Annotated in this window: 19 protein-coding genes; 7 read left to right on the top strand and 12 right to left on the bottom strand. The window is 37.5% G+C overall.

Annotation, left to right across the window (positions count from 1 at the left end):
- Positions 1-104 precede the first annotated feature (104 nt).
- Positions 105-1343 carry a peptidase T gene (pepT, locus tag KP713_RS00695; RefSeq protein ID WP_215769556.1) on the bottom strand — a complete coding sequence of 413 codons (1239 nt, stop codon included), beginning with the start codon at positions 1341-1343 and terminating at the stop codon, positions 105-107.
- A gap of 296 nt (positions 1344-1639) precedes the next feature.
- On the opposite strand from pepT, the gene potA reads away from it, so the two are divergent.
- The 4 genes from potA to KP713_RS00675 all read left to right on the top strand — a co-directional run bounded on the left by potA (position 1640) and on the right by KP713_RS00675 (position 5583).
- Positions 1640-2758 (top strand): spermidine/putrescine ABC transporter ATP-binding protein PotA, encoded by a 1119-nt coding sequence (potA, locus tag KP713_RS00690; RefSeq protein ID WP_005645368.1) that lies wholly within the window; start codon positions 1640-1642, stop codon positions 2756-2758.
- Complete coding sequence (potB, locus tag KP713_RS00685) at positions 2742-3602, top strand: spermidine/putrescine ABC transporter permease PotB (RefSeq protein ID WP_005638601.1); 861 nt, start codon at positions 2742-2744, stop codon at positions 3600-3602. Before potA ends, potB begins: the two co-directional genes overlap by 17 nt.
- Entirely contained in the window at positions 3602-4372 is a 771-nt protein-coding gene (potC, locus tag KP713_RS00680) for a spermidine/putrescine ABC transporter permease PotC (protein WP_005628794.1), read from the top strand. Before potB ends, potC begins: the two co-directional genes overlap by 1 nt.
- 128 nt (positions 4373-4500) lie before the next feature.
- On the top strand, positions 4501-5583 hold the full coding sequence (locus KP713_RS00675; RefSeq protein WP_111696885.1) for an extracellular solute-binding protein: 1083 nt from the start codon (positions 4501-4503) through the stop codon (positions 5581-5583).
- A gap of 48 nt (positions 5584-5631) precedes the next feature.
- Here the strand turns inward: KP713_RS00675 and KP713_RS00670 are convergent, their stop codons facing one another.
- The 5 genes from KP713_RS00670 to KP713_RS00650 all read right to left on the bottom strand — a co-directional run bounded on the left by KP713_RS00670 (position 5632) and on the right by KP713_RS00650 (position 10698).
- A complete protein-coding gene (locus KP713_RS00670; RefSeq protein ID WP_048953656.1) occupies positions 5632-6117 on the bottom strand; it encodes an NlpC/P60 family protein in 486 nt (161 codons plus the stop codon).
- 52 nt (positions 6118-6169) lie between these two features.
- On the bottom strand, positions 6170-6460 hold the full coding sequence (locus KP713_RS00665; RefSeq protein WP_005628676.1) for an integration host factor subunit alpha: 291 nt from the start codon (positions 6458-6460) through the stop codon (positions 6170-6172).
- Between the two features lies 1 nt (position 6461).
- Positions 6462-8849 (bottom strand): phenylalanine--tRNA ligase subunit beta, encoded by a 2388-nt coding sequence (gene pheT, locus KP713_RS00660; RefSeq protein ID WP_215769555.1) that lies wholly within the window; start codon positions 8847-8849, stop codon positions 6462-6464.
- Between the two features lie 33 nt (positions 8850-8882).
- Positions 8883-9872 carry a phenylalanine--tRNA ligase subunit alpha gene (pheS, locus tag KP713_RS00655; protein WP_040033629.1) on the bottom strand — a complete coding sequence of 330 codons (990 nt, stop codon included), beginning with the start codon at positions 9870-9872 and terminating at the stop codon, positions 8883-8885.
- Positions 9873-10020: 148 nt separating this feature from the next.
- Positions 10021-10698: a hypothetical protein gene (locus KP713_RS00650; RefSeq protein WP_252346285.1), complete on the bottom strand. Its 678-nt coding sequence runs from the start codon at positions 10696-10698 to the stop codon at positions 10021-10023.
- 48 nt (positions 10699-10746) lie between these two features.
- Here KP713_RS00650 and yfaE point away from each other — a divergent pair, with 48 nt between their 5' ends.
- A complete protein-coding gene (gene yfaE / locus KP713_RS00645; protein ID WP_215769553.1) occupies positions 10747-10995 on the top strand; it encodes a class I ribonucleotide reductase maintenance protein YfaE in 249 nt (82 codons plus the stop codon).
- Here yfaE and dapB read toward each other — a convergent pair.
- The 6 genes from dapB to ribH all read right to left on the bottom strand — a co-directional run bounded on the left by dapB (position 10990) and on the right by ribH (position 14899).
- Complete coding sequence (gene dapB / locus KP713_RS00640) at positions 10990-11802, bottom strand: 4-hydroxy-tetrahydrodipicolinate reductase (protein ID WP_215769552.1); 813 nt, start codon at positions 11800-11802, stop codon at positions 10990-10992. The genes yfaE and dapB overlap by 6 nt on opposite strands.
- A gap of 16 nt (positions 11803-11818) precedes the next feature.
- On the bottom strand, positions 11819-12448 hold the full coding sequence (locus tag KP713_RS00635) for a LysE family transporter (RefSeq protein ID WP_005671457.1): 630 nt from the start codon (positions 12446-12448) through the stop codon (positions 11819-11821).
- Entirely contained in the window at positions 12448-12939 is a 492-nt protein-coding gene (locus KP713_RS00630; RefSeq protein ID WP_215769551.1) for a phosphatidylglycerophosphatase A family protein, read from the bottom strand. The genes KP713_RS00635 and KP713_RS00630 overlap by 1 nt, the downstream gene beginning before the upstream one ends.
- A complete protein-coding gene (gene thiL / locus KP713_RS00625; RefSeq protein WP_215769550.1) occupies positions 12936-13922 on the bottom strand; it encodes a thiamine-phosphate kinase in 987 nt (328 codons plus the stop codon). The genes KP713_RS00630 and thiL overlap by 4 nt, the downstream gene beginning before the upstream one ends.
- A gap of 65 nt (positions 13923-13987) precedes the next feature.
- On the bottom strand, positions 13988-14422 hold the full coding sequence (gene nusB, locus KP713_RS00620; protein ID WP_215769549.1) for a transcription antitermination factor NusB: 435 nt from the start codon (positions 14420-14422) through the stop codon (positions 13988-13990).
- Between the two features lie 3 nt (positions 14423-14425).
- Entirely contained in the window at positions 14426-14899 is a 474-nt protein-coding gene (gene ribH, locus KP713_RS00615) for a 6,7-dimethyl-8-ribityllumazine synthase (RefSeq protein ID WP_005628657.1), read from the bottom strand.
- Between the two features lie 156 nt (positions 14900-15055).
- Between ribH and KP713_RS00610 the strand changes: the two genes are divergently transcribed.
- Both KP713_RS00610 and yccS read left to right on the top strand, forming a co-directional pair.
- On the top strand, positions 15056-15724 hold the full coding sequence (locus KP713_RS00610; protein WP_215769548.1) for a curli polymerization inhibitor CsgI-related protein: 669 nt from the start codon (positions 15056-15058) through the stop codon (positions 15722-15724).
- Positions 15725-15825: 101 nt separating this feature from the next.
- On the top strand, positions 15826-17958 hold the full coding sequence (yccS, locus tag KP713_RS00605; protein WP_215769547.1) for a YccS family putative transporter: 2133 nt from the start codon (positions 15826-15828) through the stop codon (positions 17956-17958).
- The last annotated feature ends 4 nt before the right edge of the window (positions 17959-17962 follow it).

Raw genomic sequence — 17962 nt, 5'->3', positions numbered from 1 at the left:
TCTCTAAAGTTTAGCTTTATCAAAGGAATCTCGATAAAACAAGGCTAGTATATTGACTAATCTAGAGAATAGCAAGAAAAATCTTTACAGTTCTTTACAAATCTTTACAGTTCTTTACATTTCAACATTTCTATAATTACTTGAACCGTCTTTTCCATACCTTGTAAAGAAACCAACTCGTGTTTACTATGGAAATTATAGCCACCAGTAAAAATATTCGGACATGCTAAACCTTTAGATGCTAAAAATGCCCCATCTGTACCACCTCGAATCGGCTTATGACTTGGTTTAACCCCTACCGCTTTCATTGCTCGATCAGCAAGTTCAATTGATTGAGGAACATTTTTTACCACATCATACATATTTTGGTAGCTATCTTGAATTTCTAACTCAATAGGCTTTTTCAAACCTTTTTTAGCATTAAATTTTTCCACCTGACTTTTAATAAAAGTTTTTCTTTGTGCGAAATTCTGCTCATCAAAATCACGAATCAAATAAGTGAGCTCTACTTGCTCAATATCGCCAGAAAAATCTTCTAAATGATAAAAGCCCGCTTTCCCATCTGTTTTTTCTGGTACTTCATCAACTGGAAAAACTTGCTGGAACTCGCAAGCTAAAGTCAGTGCATTTACCATTTTTCCTTTTGCGTAACCAGGATGAATACTCCGCCCGAAAAACCGCACTTTTGCCGTGGCAGCATTAAAGTTTTCGTATTCTAATTCCCCTACTTCTCCCCCATCAATGGTATATGCCCAATCACAGGAAAACTTTTCCATTGGGAAATAATGGATACCCAAACCAATTTCTTCATCAGACGTAAAAGCAACGCGAATATTGCAATGAGGAATATTCTCTTTTTGAAGAATGGAAAGTGCGGTCATAATTTCTGCAATTCCCGCTTTATTATCCGCCCCAAGCAAAGTGGTTCCATCGGTAACAATCAGAGTCTGCCCGACCAATTTTTGCATAAAAGAATAATAAACAGGACTAATAAACTCCTCGCCAATACCTAATGCAATATCTCCACCACGATATTGCTCTATCACTTCGGGACGTACATTTTTGCCACTACATTGCGGAGATGTATCAAGATGCGCAATTAAACCAATGGTTTTCGTTAAGTTAGGATCATTAGCGGGTAAGAATGCTGTCACAACTGCATATTTACTTACTTCAACATTCTCTAAACCAAGTTGAATGAGCTCTTTTTGCAGCTGCATGGCTAACTTCATTTGCCCGACTGAGCTGGGGGAATGCTTAGCATTAGGTTTTGATTGGGTGTCAAAAGACACATAATATAAAAATCGTTCTAAAAGTTCTGTTTTATCTGTTTGAGAAATCATATTCTCGCTCCTTTTAAAAATATCTTTTTTAGTTTAACGAGAAAAATAGAAAACATCTTGATATATAACAATATTTATAAAATTAACGAAGTAAAATTCATCGAAAGTGCGGTTAAATTTCTCGTTATTTTTATGAACGGCAGTTTTTTTACTTTCTAAGGCATTAAGTCCTTTTAATTATTAACAATTCACTATATCATAGACGTCTATTTTTATATGTCGCCCCTGCAGTCTTGCAGGTTTTATTTCTACTCAGTACCAAATCATTGGTGAAATTAGGGAGAAAACCAAAGCTAGTGGAAAATCAGCTTCAAAACAAGCCTATTATTGAGCTTCGTTCAATCAAAAAATCCTATGGTTCTAACACCATTATTAACGATTTCAATCTTACAATTAATAACGGTGAATTTGTCACTATTCTCGGCCCTTCAGGCTGTGGTAAGACCACAGTTTTGCGCTTACTTGCAGGCTTAGAAGAATTGGATTCAGGTAGCATTATTTTAGATGGTGAAGATATCACCAATGTGCCTGCGGAAAAACGTCATATTAATACGGTATTCCAAAGCTATGCGCTATTTCCACATATGACAATTTTTGAGAACGTGGCTTTTGGTTTGCGTATGCAAAAAGTACCAAACGACGAAATTAAACCGCGTGTTTTAGAAGCCTTACGTATGGTACAGCTAGAAGAAATGGCAGATCGTAAGCCAACCCAACTTTCTGGCGGGCAACAACAACGTATTGCCATCGCTCGCGCCGTAGTAAATAAACCAAAAGTGTTGTTACTTGATGAGTCTTTATCAGCATTGGATTACAAATTGCGTAAACAAATGCAAAATGAACTCAAAATGTTACAACGTCAGCTTGGCATCACCTTTATTTTCGTTACCCACGATCAAGAAGAAGCAATTACAATGTCTGATCGCATCGTGTTGTTGCGTAAAGGTAAAATCGCACAAGATGGTTCTCCACGTGAAATCTATGAAGATCCAGCTAACTTATTCGTTGCTCGTTTCATTGGCGAAATTAACGTATTTGAAGCGACAGTGATTGAGCGTAAGTCAGAACAAGTTGTACTGGCTAATGTGGAAGGTCGAGTTTGTGATATTTACACAGACATGCCTGTAGAGAAAGATCAAAAACTTCAAGTACTACTTCGTCCTGAAGATATTGTGATTGAAGAATTAGATGAAAATGAACATTCTAAAGCAATTATCGGCCACATTGTTGACCGCACTTACAAAGGAATGACATTAGAATCAACGGTAGAATTTGATCACAATGGCATGCGTGTACTTGTAAGTGAATTCTTTAACGAAGACGATCCGCATATGGATCATAGCGTAGGTCAACGCGTAGGTATCACATGGCATGAAGGCTGGGAGGTTGTTCTCAACGATGAAGATAATCAATAATAAATTCCAGAAAATTACTGTTGCGATTATCTTCAGTTGGCTCATCTTCTTTGTGTTGATTCCAAACTTATTGGTATTCGCCGTAAGTTTTCTGACTAGAGACGGTAGCGACTTTTACGCTTTCCCAATCACTATTGAAAACTACACAAACTTGTTTAATCCGCTTTATGCACAAGTTGTGTGGAATTCATTGTATATGTCGGGCATAGCTACCATTATTTGCTTATTAGTTGGCTATCCATTTGCTTTCATGATGAGCAAAATTAATCCTAAATATCGACCGCTCTTATTGTTCCTTGTGGTTTTACCATTCTGGACAAACTCATTAATCCGTATTTATGGAATGAAAGTGTTCCTTGGCGTGAAAGGTGTTCTTAACACTATGTTGATGGACATGGGAATTTTGAGTGAACCCATTCGCATTTTGAATACAGAAATTGCGGTAATCATTGGCTTAGTTTATTTGCTATTGCCATTTATGATTTTGCCCCTCTACTCTGCGATTGAGAAATTAGACGGTCGCTTATTAGAGGCTGCAAGAGATTTAGGTGCAAATGCCTTCCAACGTTTCTTCCGTGTCATTTTACCACTAACCATGCCCGGCATTATCGCGGGATGTTTATTAGTATTATTACCGGCAATGGGAATGTTCTACGTTGCAGACTTACTTGGCGGAGCAAAAGTATTGCTTGTTGGTAACGTAATTAAGAGCGAATTCTTAATTTCTCGTAACTGGCCATTTGGTTCTGCAATCAGTATTGGTTTAACTGTTCTAATGGCATTGTTGATTTTCGTGTACTACCGCGCAAACAAACTATTGAATAAGAAAGTGGAGTTAGAATAATGAGTCGTTTACTACGTAATGCATTTATGTTTGTGGTATACGCTTATTTGTATATCCCAATTATTATTTTAGTCACCAATTCCTTTAACGAAGATCGTTATGGTTTAAGTTGGAAAGGCTTTAGCTGGAACTGGTACGAGCGTTTATTTAATAACGATACCTTAATACAAGCTGCGATTCATTCAGTAACTATTGCATTTTTTGCGGCTACACTAGCTACTATTGTAGGTGGATTAACAGCAATCGCACTTTACCGCTATCGATTCCGCGGTAAACAAGCGGTAAGCGGTATGTTATTTATCGTTATGATGTCACCAGATATTGTAATGGCAGTATCTTTACTTGCATTATTTATGGTTGTTGGTATTTCATTAGGTTTCTGGTCTTTATTACTGGCCCATGTGACCTTCTGTTTACCGTATGTGACCGTAACTATCTTCTCTCGCTTAAATGGCTTTGATTCCAGAATGTTAGAAGCGGCGAAAGACTTAGGTGCAAGCGAAGTGACCATTTTACGTAAAATTATCCTTCCTTTAGCATTACCTGCTGTTGTATCTGGTTGGTTATTAAGTTTCACTATTTCATTAGATGATGTTGTAGTTTCATCATTCGTCAGTGGCGTAAGTTATGAAATCTTACCATTGAGAATATTCTCTTTAGTGAAAACTGGTGTAACACCTGAAGTTAATGCTTTAGCAACAATTATGATCGTGCTTTCATTAGCTCTTGTCGTTTTAAGCCAACTAATTACACGAAAAAATAACCATTAATAAACAAAAGGTTTCACAAACCTTTGAATTTAAAATAGAATACGCCTTGACGCACAATCAAGGCGTTTTTTTATGCCTGTCATTCGGCAGGTGGTTTTTTTACGACTCTTTACGGAGAACAAACAAAAATGAAAAAATTCGCAGGTTTAATTACTGCAGGCTTAGTAGCTGCAACTTTAACTGCTTGTAATGATAAAGATAGCAAAGCTGAAGCTGCAAAATCTCCGGCTACTGCCAATGACACCGTGTACCTCTACACATGGACTGAATACGTACCAGATGGTCTTTTAGATGAGTTTACTAAAGAAACTGGCATCAAAGTTATCGTTTCAAGCCTAGAATCAAACGAAACAATGTATGCAAAACTCAAAACTCAAGGTGCTGCTGGTGGCTATGATGTTATTGCACCATCTAACTATTTCGTCTCTAAAATGTCTAGAGAAGGCATGTTAATGGAGCTAGATCACAGCAAATTACCTGTTATTAAAGAATTAGACCCTGATTGGCTAAATAAACCTTATGATAAAGGTAACAAATACTCTCTTCCTCAATTATTAGGTGCACCAGGTATTGCATTCAATACCAACACTTATAAAGGCGCTCAATTCACTTCTTGGGCTGACTTGTGGAAACCAGAATTTGCAAACAAAGTTCAGTTATTAGACGATGCACGCGAAGTATTCAACATCGCTTTGTTGAAAATTGGTCAAGATCCAAATACTCAAGATCCAGCCATTATCAAACAAGCCTATGAAGAATTATTAAAACTACGTCCAAATGTACTTTCTTTCAATTCCGATAACCCAGCGAACTCTTTCATCTCAGGTGAAGTTGAAGTAGGTCAATTATGGAATGGTTCTGTACGTATTGCTAAAAAAGAAAAAGCACCTTTAGACATGGTATTCCCGAAAGAAGGCCCTGTACTTTGGGTTGATACTCTAGCAATTCCTAAAACCGCTAAAAACCCAGATGGCGCTCATAAACTTATTAACTACATGTTAGGCGCTAAAGCTGCGGAAAAATTAACCTTAGCAATTGGCTATCCAACAGCTAACTTAGAAGCGAAAAAAGCATTACCAAAAGAAATAACTGAAGATCCAGCGATTTATCCACCGGCTGATGTATTAAAAAATAGCCACTGGCAAGATGACGTTGGCGATGCAATTCAATTCTATGAGCAATATTATCAAGAATTAAAAGCAGCTAAATAATTCTAATAAATATAAGTGCGGTTAAAACCGCACTTATACTTAAATCATCTAAATCCGTCTAACCTGCCAAAATGCCTTAGACCAATAAGGGTTATGCATTGAAGAATAGACAACTCCCCCTCTGGTGGAAGCATGAAGGAATTTATCTTCTTTTACATAAATTCCCACGTGATAGCCATTAGGGCCTCGTCCAGTTTTAAAGAAAATTAAATCACCCGTTTGAATATCTTCTTTGCGTACATGTTTACCATAATTGGCTTGTTCAGTTGTACTTCTTGGCAAACGAAGATTAAAACGATCGAAGAAAGTTTTCTGCACAAAACCAGAACAATCTACGCCACGGCGTGAAACACCGCCGAGCACATAAGGTGTACCAGCCCATTCATGTTGTTGTTCACTCAACATGGCTATAGCCATAATAGGATCACCGATTTGGCCTTTATAGTTCATCGCATAATCATCATTTTGAAAACTAGAACAAGCGAATAAAAACAGCGAGGCAGTGGCGATTAAAAACGATTTATATACTTTCATACCTTTTCATATGAAAAGTGCGGTAGAAATTCACCGCACTTTTTGTTGCTTACTATTTAGTTTTTTCTACACGAGCACGTAACTTTTGCCCTGGTTTAAATGTCACCACTCGGCGAGCAGAAACTGGCACAACATCACCAGTTTTCGGGTTACGCCCCGGGCGAGATGACTTATCACGTAGTTCAAAATTACCAAATCCTGATAATTTCACATCATGACCAGATTCTAGCGATGAACGAATCTCTTCTAAAAAGTTCTCCACCACATTTTTCGTATCGTGTTTAGATAACTGATATTTATCACTTAAATATTCAATAATATCAATTTTGGTTATCGTAGCCATATTAATCCCTTAATTCAGCATTAAAGCGTTGTTTTACCTCCGCTAATACTGCTGAAATCACTGCATTAATTTCTTCATCTTCAAGTGTTTTTTCATTATCTTGGACAGTCAAGCTAATCGCTAAACTTTTATAGCCTTCAGCAACGCCCACACCTTGATATACATCGAACAAGTTCACTTGCACCAATTTTTCGCCGCCTGCTTGTTTACATGCTGCGATCAATTCCCCTGCGGGTACCATATCTGCGACAACTAAAGCTAAATCACGACGGTTTGCTGGGAATTTAGAAATTTCTTTTGCTTGCACCACATTACGTGCCGCAATTGCATTCCAAAGAATTTCAAATACAAAAGTTTTGCCATTTAAGCCAAGTTTTTGGCTAATAGATGGATGAATTGCACCAATAAAACCAATTTCTTGACCATCTAATTCAATAGCAGCAGATTGACCAGGATGTAATGCATCAAATTGTTTTGCAACAAAACGAACTCTATTACCACCTTCTGTTAAAGAAAGTACTGATTCTAAATCGCCTTTAAGATCAAAGAAATCTACAGACTCTGCTTTACCTGCCCAATGTTCAGATTTTGCCGTTCCAGTAATCACCGCACTTAAAACAAATTCTTGACGTACGCCAAATTCAGCATTGGCATCTGGCACAAAACGTAATCCTGTTTCAAATAAACGAACACGAGATTGTTGGCGATTTTGGTTATAAAGCACTGCACCTAATAAACCACTAATCAAAGACACGCGCATTGCTGACATTTCCACAGAAATAGGATTTGGCAATACAAGTGCTTCTTGATGTGGATGTAATAAACTTTGAATTTTTGGATCCACAAAGCTATAAGTAATGGCTTCTTGATAATCTGCATCCACAAGTGCGGTCTTAATTCGAGCTAAATCTAAATCAGATTCTTTGTGCTCACGCATACGGAGATGCGCTAATGGCGCATTGTTTGGAATGCTGTTATAACCATAAATACGCGCCACTTCCTCAATTAAATCTTCTTCGATTTCAATATCAAAACGCCAGCTTGCAGAAGTTACCGTCCAAATATCATTAGCATAAGTAACATCGAAACCAAGACGATGGAAAATTTCTGTTACGCTTTCTGTTTCAATATGATGACCTAAAAGTGCATCTAATTTACTACGGCGAAGTTGAACGGTATTGACTTTAGGAAGATGAGCTTCATTGCTTGCTTCACAAATCTCACCCGCTTCACCACCACAGGTTTCAAGCAATAATGCGGTTGCGCGTTCCATAGCTTTACGGGCTAATTCAAAATCCACACCACGCTCAAAACGGTGTGATGCATCAGTATGTAAACCATATTGTCTTGCACGGCCTGCAATCGCTAATGGAGCGAAAAATGCGGATTCTAAAATCACATCTTTCGTTTCGCTATTCACGCCACTGGCTGCACCACCAAAGATTCCTGCCATTGCTAAAGGACCATTTTGGTCGGCAATTAATAAAGTATTTGATTGAAGTTTTGCGGTTGAGCCATCTAATAATACTAATTCTTCACCTTCTTTTGCTAAACGAACTTGAACAGGTTGTGCAACTTTAGCCGCATCAAACGCATGCATTGGTTGACCAAGCTCAAGCAAAATGTAGTTAGTAATATCAACAATAGGATCAATAGAACGAATACCACAGCGACGCAATTTTTCTTGCATCCACATTGGCGATTCAGCCTTCACATTAACGTTTTTCACCACTCGTAATAAATAACGCGGACACGCTTCTGGTGCTTGTAAATCAATTTGAACTTTATCAGAAATTGTTGCGGAAACCGCTTCAAAGTGCGGTTGATTTACAGGCTGTTTATTTACCACACCAATTTCACGCGCAATACCCGCAATGCTCAAACAATCCGCACGGTTTGGTGTTAGGCTAATTTCGATAGCATTGTCATTTAAACCTAAATATTCGCGTAAATCTGTACCGATTGGTGCATCAAGTGGCAATTCAATAATACCGTCAGCTTCAACATCAATACCTAATTCAGAAAATGAACAAAGCATTCCTTCTGATGGTTGACCACGTAATTTCGTTTTCTTAATTTTGAAATCGCCAGGTAATACCGCACCTTCTGTTGCGCAAGCGACTTTTAAGCCTTGACGACAATTTGGTGCGCCACACACGATATCCAATAAACGATCACCACCTACGTTCACTTTAGTTACACGTAATTTATCCGCATCTGGATGTTGTGCACATTCCACCACTTCACCAACAACGACACCATTAAATTTACCCGCAACGCTTTCCACGCCATCTACTTCTAAGCCAAGCATGGTAATTTGCTCGCATAATTGCTCGGTGGACACCGCAGGGTTCACCCATTCTCTTACCCACTGTTCACTAAATTTCATTTGTTGTTATCCTTTTAATTCAAATCCGAGAAATTACTTAAATTGTTTTAAGAAACGTAAGTCGTTTTCAAAGAACGAACGTAAATCTGTTACGTTATAACGTAACATTGTTAAACGCTCAACGCCCATTCCCACAGCAAAACCAGAATATTCATTCGGATCAATACCAACGTTACGTAACACATTTGGGTGCACCATACCGCAGCCCAACACTTCTAACCATTTACCGTTTTTACCCATCACATCCACTTCGGCTGAAGGTTCAGTAAACGGGAAATAAGAGGGACGGAAACGCACTTGTAAATCTTCTTCAAAGAAAGCGCGTAAGAAATCGTGCAATAAGCCTTTCAATTCTGTGAAATTTGCTTTTTTATCCACATAAAGTAGTTCAATTTGGTGGAACATTGGCGTGTGAGTTTGATCGTAGTCATTACGATATACACGTCCTGGAGCCATAATGCGAATTGGTGGCTGCATTTTTTCCATAGTACGAATTTGCACGCCAGAAGTTTGAGTGCGAAGTAATAATTCTGGATTAAACCAGAAAGTATCGTGATCGGCACGTGCTGGGTGATGTTTAGGAATATTTAACGCATCGAAGTTGTAATAATCACTTTCAATTTCAGGGCCATTTTCAACTGAAAAGCCAAGTTCTGAGAAAAATTTTGTTACGCGATTAATCGTCATGGTAACTGGGTGTAAGCCACCTGTTTCAACTTTGCGACCTGGTAAGCTGACATCTACACGTTCTTTTTCTAATTTTGCGTTAAGTTCAGCCTGTTCCCACTCCGCTTTTTTAGCATTTAAAAATTCTAATGCAGCTTGTTTTGCTTCGTTAATTTTTGCGCCCATCGCAGGACGTTCTTCTGCTGACACATTACGCAATTCTTGCATTAATTGAGTAAAATACCCTTTCTTACCAAAATATTCGACACGGATTTCATCCAAAGCCGTTAAACTTTTATCCTGAATGGATTCAATCGCTAATTTCGCTTTCTCGACAAGCTCGTTCAGATGTTGCATAGTTTCCCCTGCTTCTCTTTTCTCTATAAAATAAAAAACCGAGTAATGATAATACCAAGTACTTAAAAAGTAAAAGAATAATACGAAAAATCATTGGTTTATCAAAAATAAAAATGGAATAACGTTATCGCTATTCCATTTTTTCTTGTTACCAACAAAATCGTTCATTCACAAAATTTTCTGACCGCTCTTTTTGCCATTTTTCTTTATTGTTTGGATTAGCAAAAAAACGTGCTTGTTCCTGTAAACGTTGGACTAATTTTTCTTCTGCTTCTTTTAACGCTTTTTGACGATCTGCAAATTTTGAGGGCAATGCTGGTAAGAAAATAACTTCATAAGGATTAGTAATTGTCCATTTCACCGCATTTTCGGCAGCAAGACTTTGTTTATCAAAATTGCAAAACGCATAAGCATTAACAAACTGCCCTACAACATGGCTGAACCCTGTATTATCCTGAACCGTTTGTTTTGGTAAATCCAACACATAAAGTGCGGTGATCAAACGATTTTGTCCACGATAAAACCAAGTAACAGCTTCATCTCTTAAGCCAAAATCGTAAGCCCGAGCGGCTAACGTGAACATCGTCATTGGTGAAATGCGAGCCGGATTTTCTTCTACAAATTTCACCGCACTTTCATAACCTTTTACCGTATTTTTACGTAGCATAGGATCAATTTCTTTATGTACAAATACATTTTCTGTTTTTCCGTTTTCAGCAGAATAATAAGGCTTGATATAAACATCCATTGTCTTCACTGGTTCTTTGCTAATAGAACTACAAGCCGTAATCAAAAGTGCGGTTATAAAACACAGTATTTTTAACATATGGATTTTCCTTATATAATGCCCAGCAAATTTCACTGCATTGTTATTATGAAAATTCATCTAATCTACAGTAAAACCACATTAGAATTCAATAATGAAACAAGTTTACTTGAGCATCTCGAGAAAAATAATATTCACCATGAATATCAATGCCGTAGTGGCTATTGTGGTTCTTGTCGTGTGAAGATCAAAAAAGGCAAGGTATCCTATAAAGATTCGCCCCTTGCCTTTATTCAACCTGATGAGATTTTATTATGCTGCTGTCACGTAGAAAGTGACATTGAAATTGATTTATAAATTATTTAAATCCAATACATCGGTCATATCAAATAAGCCATTCGCTTTATTTTCTAACCATTTACCAGCTCGAACTGCGCCATTAGCGAAAGTCATTCGACTTGATGCTTTATGTGAAATTTCTACACGCTCACCAATATCTGCAAACCAAACCGTGTGTTCCCCCACCACATCCGAAGCACGAATAGTAGAAAAACCAATTTCATCGCGTTTACGTTCGCCTGTGATTCCTTCACGACAAAATACGCCGTGCGTTTTTAAATCACGACCTAAGGTTTTCGCGATATGTTCGCCCATAGAAAGTGCGGTGCCAGATGGCGCATCAACTTTATGACGGTGATGAGCTTCAATCACTTCAATATCGCAATAATCCCCCATCACTTTTGCTGCTTTTTCTAAAAGTTTGAAGACTAAATTCACGCCAACACTGAAATTTGATGCAAACACAATAGCAATTTTATCTGAAGCTGCTTCAATCGCCGCTTTACCATTTTCATCAAAACCAGTTGTACCGATCACCATTTTTTTATTATTCGCCACGCAAAATGCAATATGTTCAAGGGTGCCTTCTGGTCGAGTGAAATCAATTAATAAATCGAATTTATCTTTTTGGCTTTCAAGATCGTCCGAAACTGTTACACCAAGTTGACCAATTCCCGCCAGTTCTCCCGCATCCGTCCCGACTAAAGATGATCCTTTGCGTTCAAAAGCCGCACCGAGTTCTACGCCTTCCGCAGAATAAACCGCTTGAATTAATTGACGTCCCATTCTTCCGCCAGCACCAGCGATTGCAATTTTTAATGTCATGTTACTTCCTTTTTTATTAATGAATTATTTCGTTGATGCCGTTATAAACAAGCACACAACCAAAAAATAAAAATACAATACCCGCCATATTATCAATATAACGGCTGTATTGACTGTATAAACGCTTGGCAATATTACGTGAAAAAATCAATGAAATCACATAAAAATAACAAAATGTTTCTACCACAATTACCATAAAAGCCAAGATAATTTGCCACATTTCAGTGATATTCACTAAGACAAGCGACATCACGCTACTAAAATACACCACGACTTTTGCATTAGATAAATTCACTAAAAGCCCTTTCACAATTTCTTTTTTGATCGTGGTTTGTTGATTAAATTCGGTATCAGAGTGCGGTTCAAATTGAGCGTATTTTTTACTGCGAGCCATTAAAAAACCGAGATATGCTAAGTAACTACCGCCTAGCAACATAATAACACCATGTAATGCAGGAATAGTAACGAATAACACCGCCAATCCCAACATGGAAAGCATTCCCCAAAAAGCGATACCAAGCGTTATGCCTAAAATGCCACAAACTGTATTACGACGAGAGTTACTTGCCGCCATTCGGCTTACATAGAAGAAATCTGGCCCTGGAGTCATTAATCCAAATAAATGCACAATGATTAAATTCAGCATCACAACATCCAATACTGAATAGCAAATACGACAATCACCGCATAAATTGCCGCTAAAACATCATCGACCATAATACCAAAACCACTTTCTAGTTTTTCATCAAAATAACGAATTGGGAACGGCTTTAAAATATCGAAAAAGCGAAATAACGCAAAACCAGCCAAAATCCATTGCCAAGATAATGACGGTATCGCCGCTAATACAATAAATACGCCTACAAATTCATCCCAGACGATAGAACCATGATCGTGCACCCCCATATCTGCAGTAGTTTTTTGACAAAGGTAGCAACCTAGCAGAAAACAAAGTGCGGTAAAAATTAAAAAGATTTTTACGCCTAACAAAGAAAGCAAAATTACACCTAAAATTGTTCCAGCTAAGCTCCCCCACGTGCCTGGAGCAGGATGAATTAAGCCCGAGCCAAAACCAACGGCAAGCAAATGAATAGGATTTAAAAGAGAGATTTTTTTTAGAGGATTATTTTCTGTCATTTTGATTCCTTAAAATGATCGAAACCGCTTGAAAACCTAATATTCACAGGTTTTCCATCACATAAAAAAAGTGGTGAAAAGTCACCGCACTTTTCAGTGATTTTACCAATGCAAGTACAAGGCACGTTCAATTTTTTCAAGCGTAATTCTAATTCATCTTTATATTCGGGCGGTATGGTAAAACAAAGTTCATAATCTTCTCCACCACTTAAGGCAAATTGTTCCGCTTGAGTGCGATCATATTTATGCAAAATCGCGGATGAAAAAGGTAATGCAGAAAGTTCAACTTCTGCGCCACATTGACTTTGTTCAAGAATATGCCCTAAATCAGAGATTAACCCATCGGAAAGATCAATGGCAGCGTGAGCAATATCAATTAACGCCCGTCCAAGTTCTATTCTAGGTGTGGGTCTAAGATGTCGTTGTTGCAAAAAAACATCATCAGAATCAATCGCACTTTTGCCCAATAAAATTTGTGTTAAACCTGCTGCGCTATCGCCTAAAGTACCTGAAACATAAATTAAATCGCCAACTTGCGCTTTATGCCGACAAATCCCTTTACTTTTTTCGACAAAACCTTGTGCTGTAATGGTAATAGATAAGTTGCCTTTTGTGGTATCGCCACCAATTAATGTGACGTTGTATTGTTTTAACGTGTGCAATAAACTTTGACTAAATGTTGAAATCCAATTTTCATCTACATTTGGCAAAGTTAATGCCAGTGAAATCCATTTGGGCTGAGCCCCCATTGCAGCAAGATCACTTAAATTTGTTGCAACGGCCTTATAAGCTAAATCTTCAGGCGAAATGCTTGGTAAAAAATGCATATTTTCCACCATTGTATCGGTCGTAATGGCAAGCTGATAATTCGCTGGCACGGAAACCAGCGCACAATCGTCGCCAATAGATAATTGAACAGAATCATCAACTAATATTTGTGGCTGAAAATATCGTTTAATTAAATCAAATTCACCCATTGCCATTTTCACCTATCTTATAAAAGAAAAGGCACGCGTTAAAAACGCGCGCCATTTTCAGTTTAAAAAGATTATTTACGCCCTAATGCTGGTGCAATTTTATCAAGTACGCCATTGATATATTTATGGCTTTCATCTGCACCGAATACTTTTGCCACTTCAATCGCTTCATTGATAACCACTTTATATGGCACATCTAATTCAAAGCGTAATTCATAAACGGCCAAACGCAAAATTGCAGTTTCAATAGGATCAAGCTCATCAAAAGCGCGGTCAATATAAGGCGAAATTGAAAGATCAACGGTTTCAATATTTTCTACTGTTTGTCGAAATAATTTACGGAAGTAAGGTTTATCGACCCCATCCATATCTTGATCTAACACAAAGGCTAATTCAACTTGCTCTGCAGGATTGCCAGATACAGCCCAAGAATACAAGGCTTGAACAGTACATTCACGCGCACGACGACGAGCAGAAGGCTTTTTCACTTGTTTTTGTTCTGTCATGATTTATGCCGCATCAATTTGTTGAATAAGATTAACCATTTCAAGTGCGGTTAAGGCTGCTTCTGCACCTTTATTTCCAGCTTTAGTACCAGCACGTTCAATCGCCTGCTCAATATTTTCTGTGGTCAATACCCCAAAAGCGACAGGAATTTCAGCATCCATTGCAACTTTTCCTAAACCGCTGCTTGCTTCCCCTGCTACATATTCAAAATGTGCTGTACCACCACGGATAACTGTGCCTAATGCCACAATCGCATCAAATTTTTTACTTTCAGCTAAACGACGAGCAACTAATGGCAACTCATACGCACCAGGAGCACGCACGATAGTGATATTTTCATCCTTCACTTGGCCGATACGTTTTAATGCATCAATTGCGCCTTCTAATAAACTTTCATTAATAAAACTGTTAAAACGAGCAATTGCTACTGCAACTTTTGCATTAGGTGCTGCGACTGAGCCTTCTAAAACTTTCATATTTTTTCCTATTAAAAAATCGCTATCGTTAATTTGGTAGAGAATTCTAGCATAAAAAAACTTTTTTAAAACCAACCGCACTTTTTTATTTTCATTTTAGTGAATTTAGCATAGCATAAGCATTGTTCTCATTTTCATCTATTAAAAGGAGCAATTATGAAATTACGCACTATTGCATTAGGCCTAGCGATATTATGTGCTAGCTCAACGAGCTTTGCTGGAATGGTTTCAACGTCATCTAATCTTGAGTTTTTAGCCATTGATGGACAAAAAGCATCAAAAGCATTATTAAAAGAAACAAAATCATTTAACATCAATGATACTGAAACACATCAAGTGGTTGTTCGTTTAGGTGATATTATTGGTTCAGGTTCTAATCAATCTTTATTTGAATCTAGTCCTATCATTGTTACATTCAAAGGTTCCCCAGAAGATATTACTATCTCTGCACCTTCAATCCGTAGCCGCTCCGAAGGTGAAAAATTTAATAGTACACCAACAATTAATATTACTAGCAAGTCAGGCAATACTATTGTAGCGAAAGTAGATGTTTTAAAACAAGAGGGTTTATTCCCTAGTGCAAACGTGGTAAACGATCTTTCTACATATAATGCCTCAGGTGCAACCGCATCTGTTGCAGCATTTTCGACTGCAGCAATACCAACCACAATGCCAGTTGCTTCTGCAAGCAATGCTAAAATAAACAAAGGGAAAGTTGTTGTTCAAGGTGAGAATGTTGCAGAACAGCAACTTCAATACTGGTTCCAACAAGCAGATAAGGAAACTCAAATACGTTTCTTAAACTGGGCAAAATCCCACAAGTAACGCATTATCTCGTTCAAAAAGCTTTGATGTTTGAGTACGCTTATATAGATAATAAAAGTGAGCCTTGCTGCTCACTTTTTCTATTGTAATAAGGATGAATAATGAACAACTGGTTAAATGCTAAAGTGATTGCTGCCATTCCTATTTTTATTGCTGTAAATATTGCCGCAATTAGCGTATGGGCATTTAATATATCTCAACAGTCTATGCCTTTAATTCTAGGTATTATTGCAGGAGGATTAGTTGATTTAGACAATCGTTTAACTGGGCGTTTAAAAAATGTCTTTTATACATTGATAGCTTTCTCTATTTCATCCTTTATTGTCCAATTAAATATCGGCAAGCCAATACAATATATTGCCTTGATGACTGCGCTTACATTTATTTTTACTATGATAGGTGCTGTTGGGCAACGCTATAGTACCATTGCATTTGGTACACTAGTTGTGGCACTTTATACTACACTAACCTATACACCTGAAATACATGAATGGTTTATCAACCCTGTCATGATTCTATGCGGTACGCTACTTTATAGTGTAATAACACTCATTGTCTATTTATTCTTTCCAAATCGTCCCGTACAAGAAAGTGTTGCTAAAGCTTTCTGTGCGCTAGGTGATTACTTAGATGCCAAATCTTATTTTTTTGATCCCGATGAAATAAATGAAATAGAAAAAAAACATCTTAATTTCGCTATGAAAAATGCAAATGTAGTTTCTGCATTTAATATTGTTCGTACAGCACTATTCTATCGTATTCGTGGTCAACATCGACATCCTCGCACACAACGAATGCTCCGCTATTATTTTGCTGCGCAAGATATCCATGAACGTGTAAATTCTACTCATTTTGATTATCAGCAAATTACTGAAAAACTAAAAAATACAGACTTAATTTTTCGTATTCAGCGCTTACTAGAATTACAAGCACAATCTTGCCGAGAAGTAACAACGAGTTTACGCCAAAATAAAAACTATCAATTCAATGAACGGGTTGAGCGCGCACTATCGGGGACATTGCACTCATTCCAGCTATATCGAGAACAACACATCCACGATAAAGATCAGCTTATTGAGATTCAGACCCTACTAGACAACTTGCAAAGTATTAACTGGCAACTTCGACAACTTACTCAAGAAACAGATGATGCTGATCATTTAGCAAGAATTCATACGGATCAAATTACTGGCTTAAAAAATATCTCTACTGCAATTTTTAGCCACTTTACCTTTGAATCTCAACTCTTTCGCCATGCAATACGTTTATCGATAGTGGTTTTTTTATGCTGTGTCATCGTAGAGTTTTTCCAATTTAATCTTGGTTATTGGATTTTACTCACCGCTGTCTTTGTCTGCCAACCAAACTATTCTGCCACCAAAACACGTTTACGCCAGCGGATTATCGGCACTTTTCTTGGCGTGGTGATAGGATCGCTTTTACCCTATTTTAATCCAACCCTAGAACTTAAGCTGGGTCTTGTAGTCCTTACTAGTACACTATTTTTCTTCTTTCGCAGTAATAATTACAGCTTCTCTACCTTTTTTATCACATTACAGGTCTTGTTAAGCTTTGATGTTATGGGTTTTAATACTTCAGCTGCACTCATGCCTCGTTTACTTGATACATTACTAGGTTCGGCTATCTCGTGGTTTGCTGTTTCTTATTTATGGCCTGATTGGAAATATTTACAATTAGATAAAGTTAGCCATAAAGCGGTTCAAAGTGATGCAACTTATCTTTTACATATTATTAGTCAACTACAATTTGGTAAAAGTGATGATCTAAAGTATCGCATTGCTCGTCGTAATGCACATCAATATGCAGCAGCACTTAGTACAACGCTTTCAAACATGAATAATGAACCTGAAAAATACAAAGCATTTTTACAACAAGGGTTTGATTTACTTAAACTGAATTATTCCTTATTAAGTTATATTTCTGCGCTAGGTTCCTATCGTGAAAAAATGAATACTCTACAACAAACTACACAATTTTTATCTGGTTTCTATCCTGTTGCCAAAAAAATCATTTATTCTCTTGAAAATATCGAAAAAATACCGCCAGATATATTTGCTAAACTCCAAAAAAACATTGAAACCCACCTAAAGGAGTTAGAGAAACAGGAAATGACAGAACAAGATCGCACAGCATTTAGCTTGCCTTATCAGCAACTAAATTTAATCACACAATTATTGCCCGCTTTTTATGGTTATTTTCACAAAGAATACTGATAAA

Origin of the sequence: Haemophilus sp. SZY H36 (assembly GCF_018829625.1) — a bacterium.
In the GTDB taxonomy this organism is placed as follows: domain Bacteria; phylum Pseudomonadota; class Gammaproteobacteria; order Enterobacterales; family Pasteurellaceae; genus Haemophilus; species Haemophilus haemolyticus_K.
This window is presented reverse-complemented; position numbering and strand designations above follow the sequence as displayed.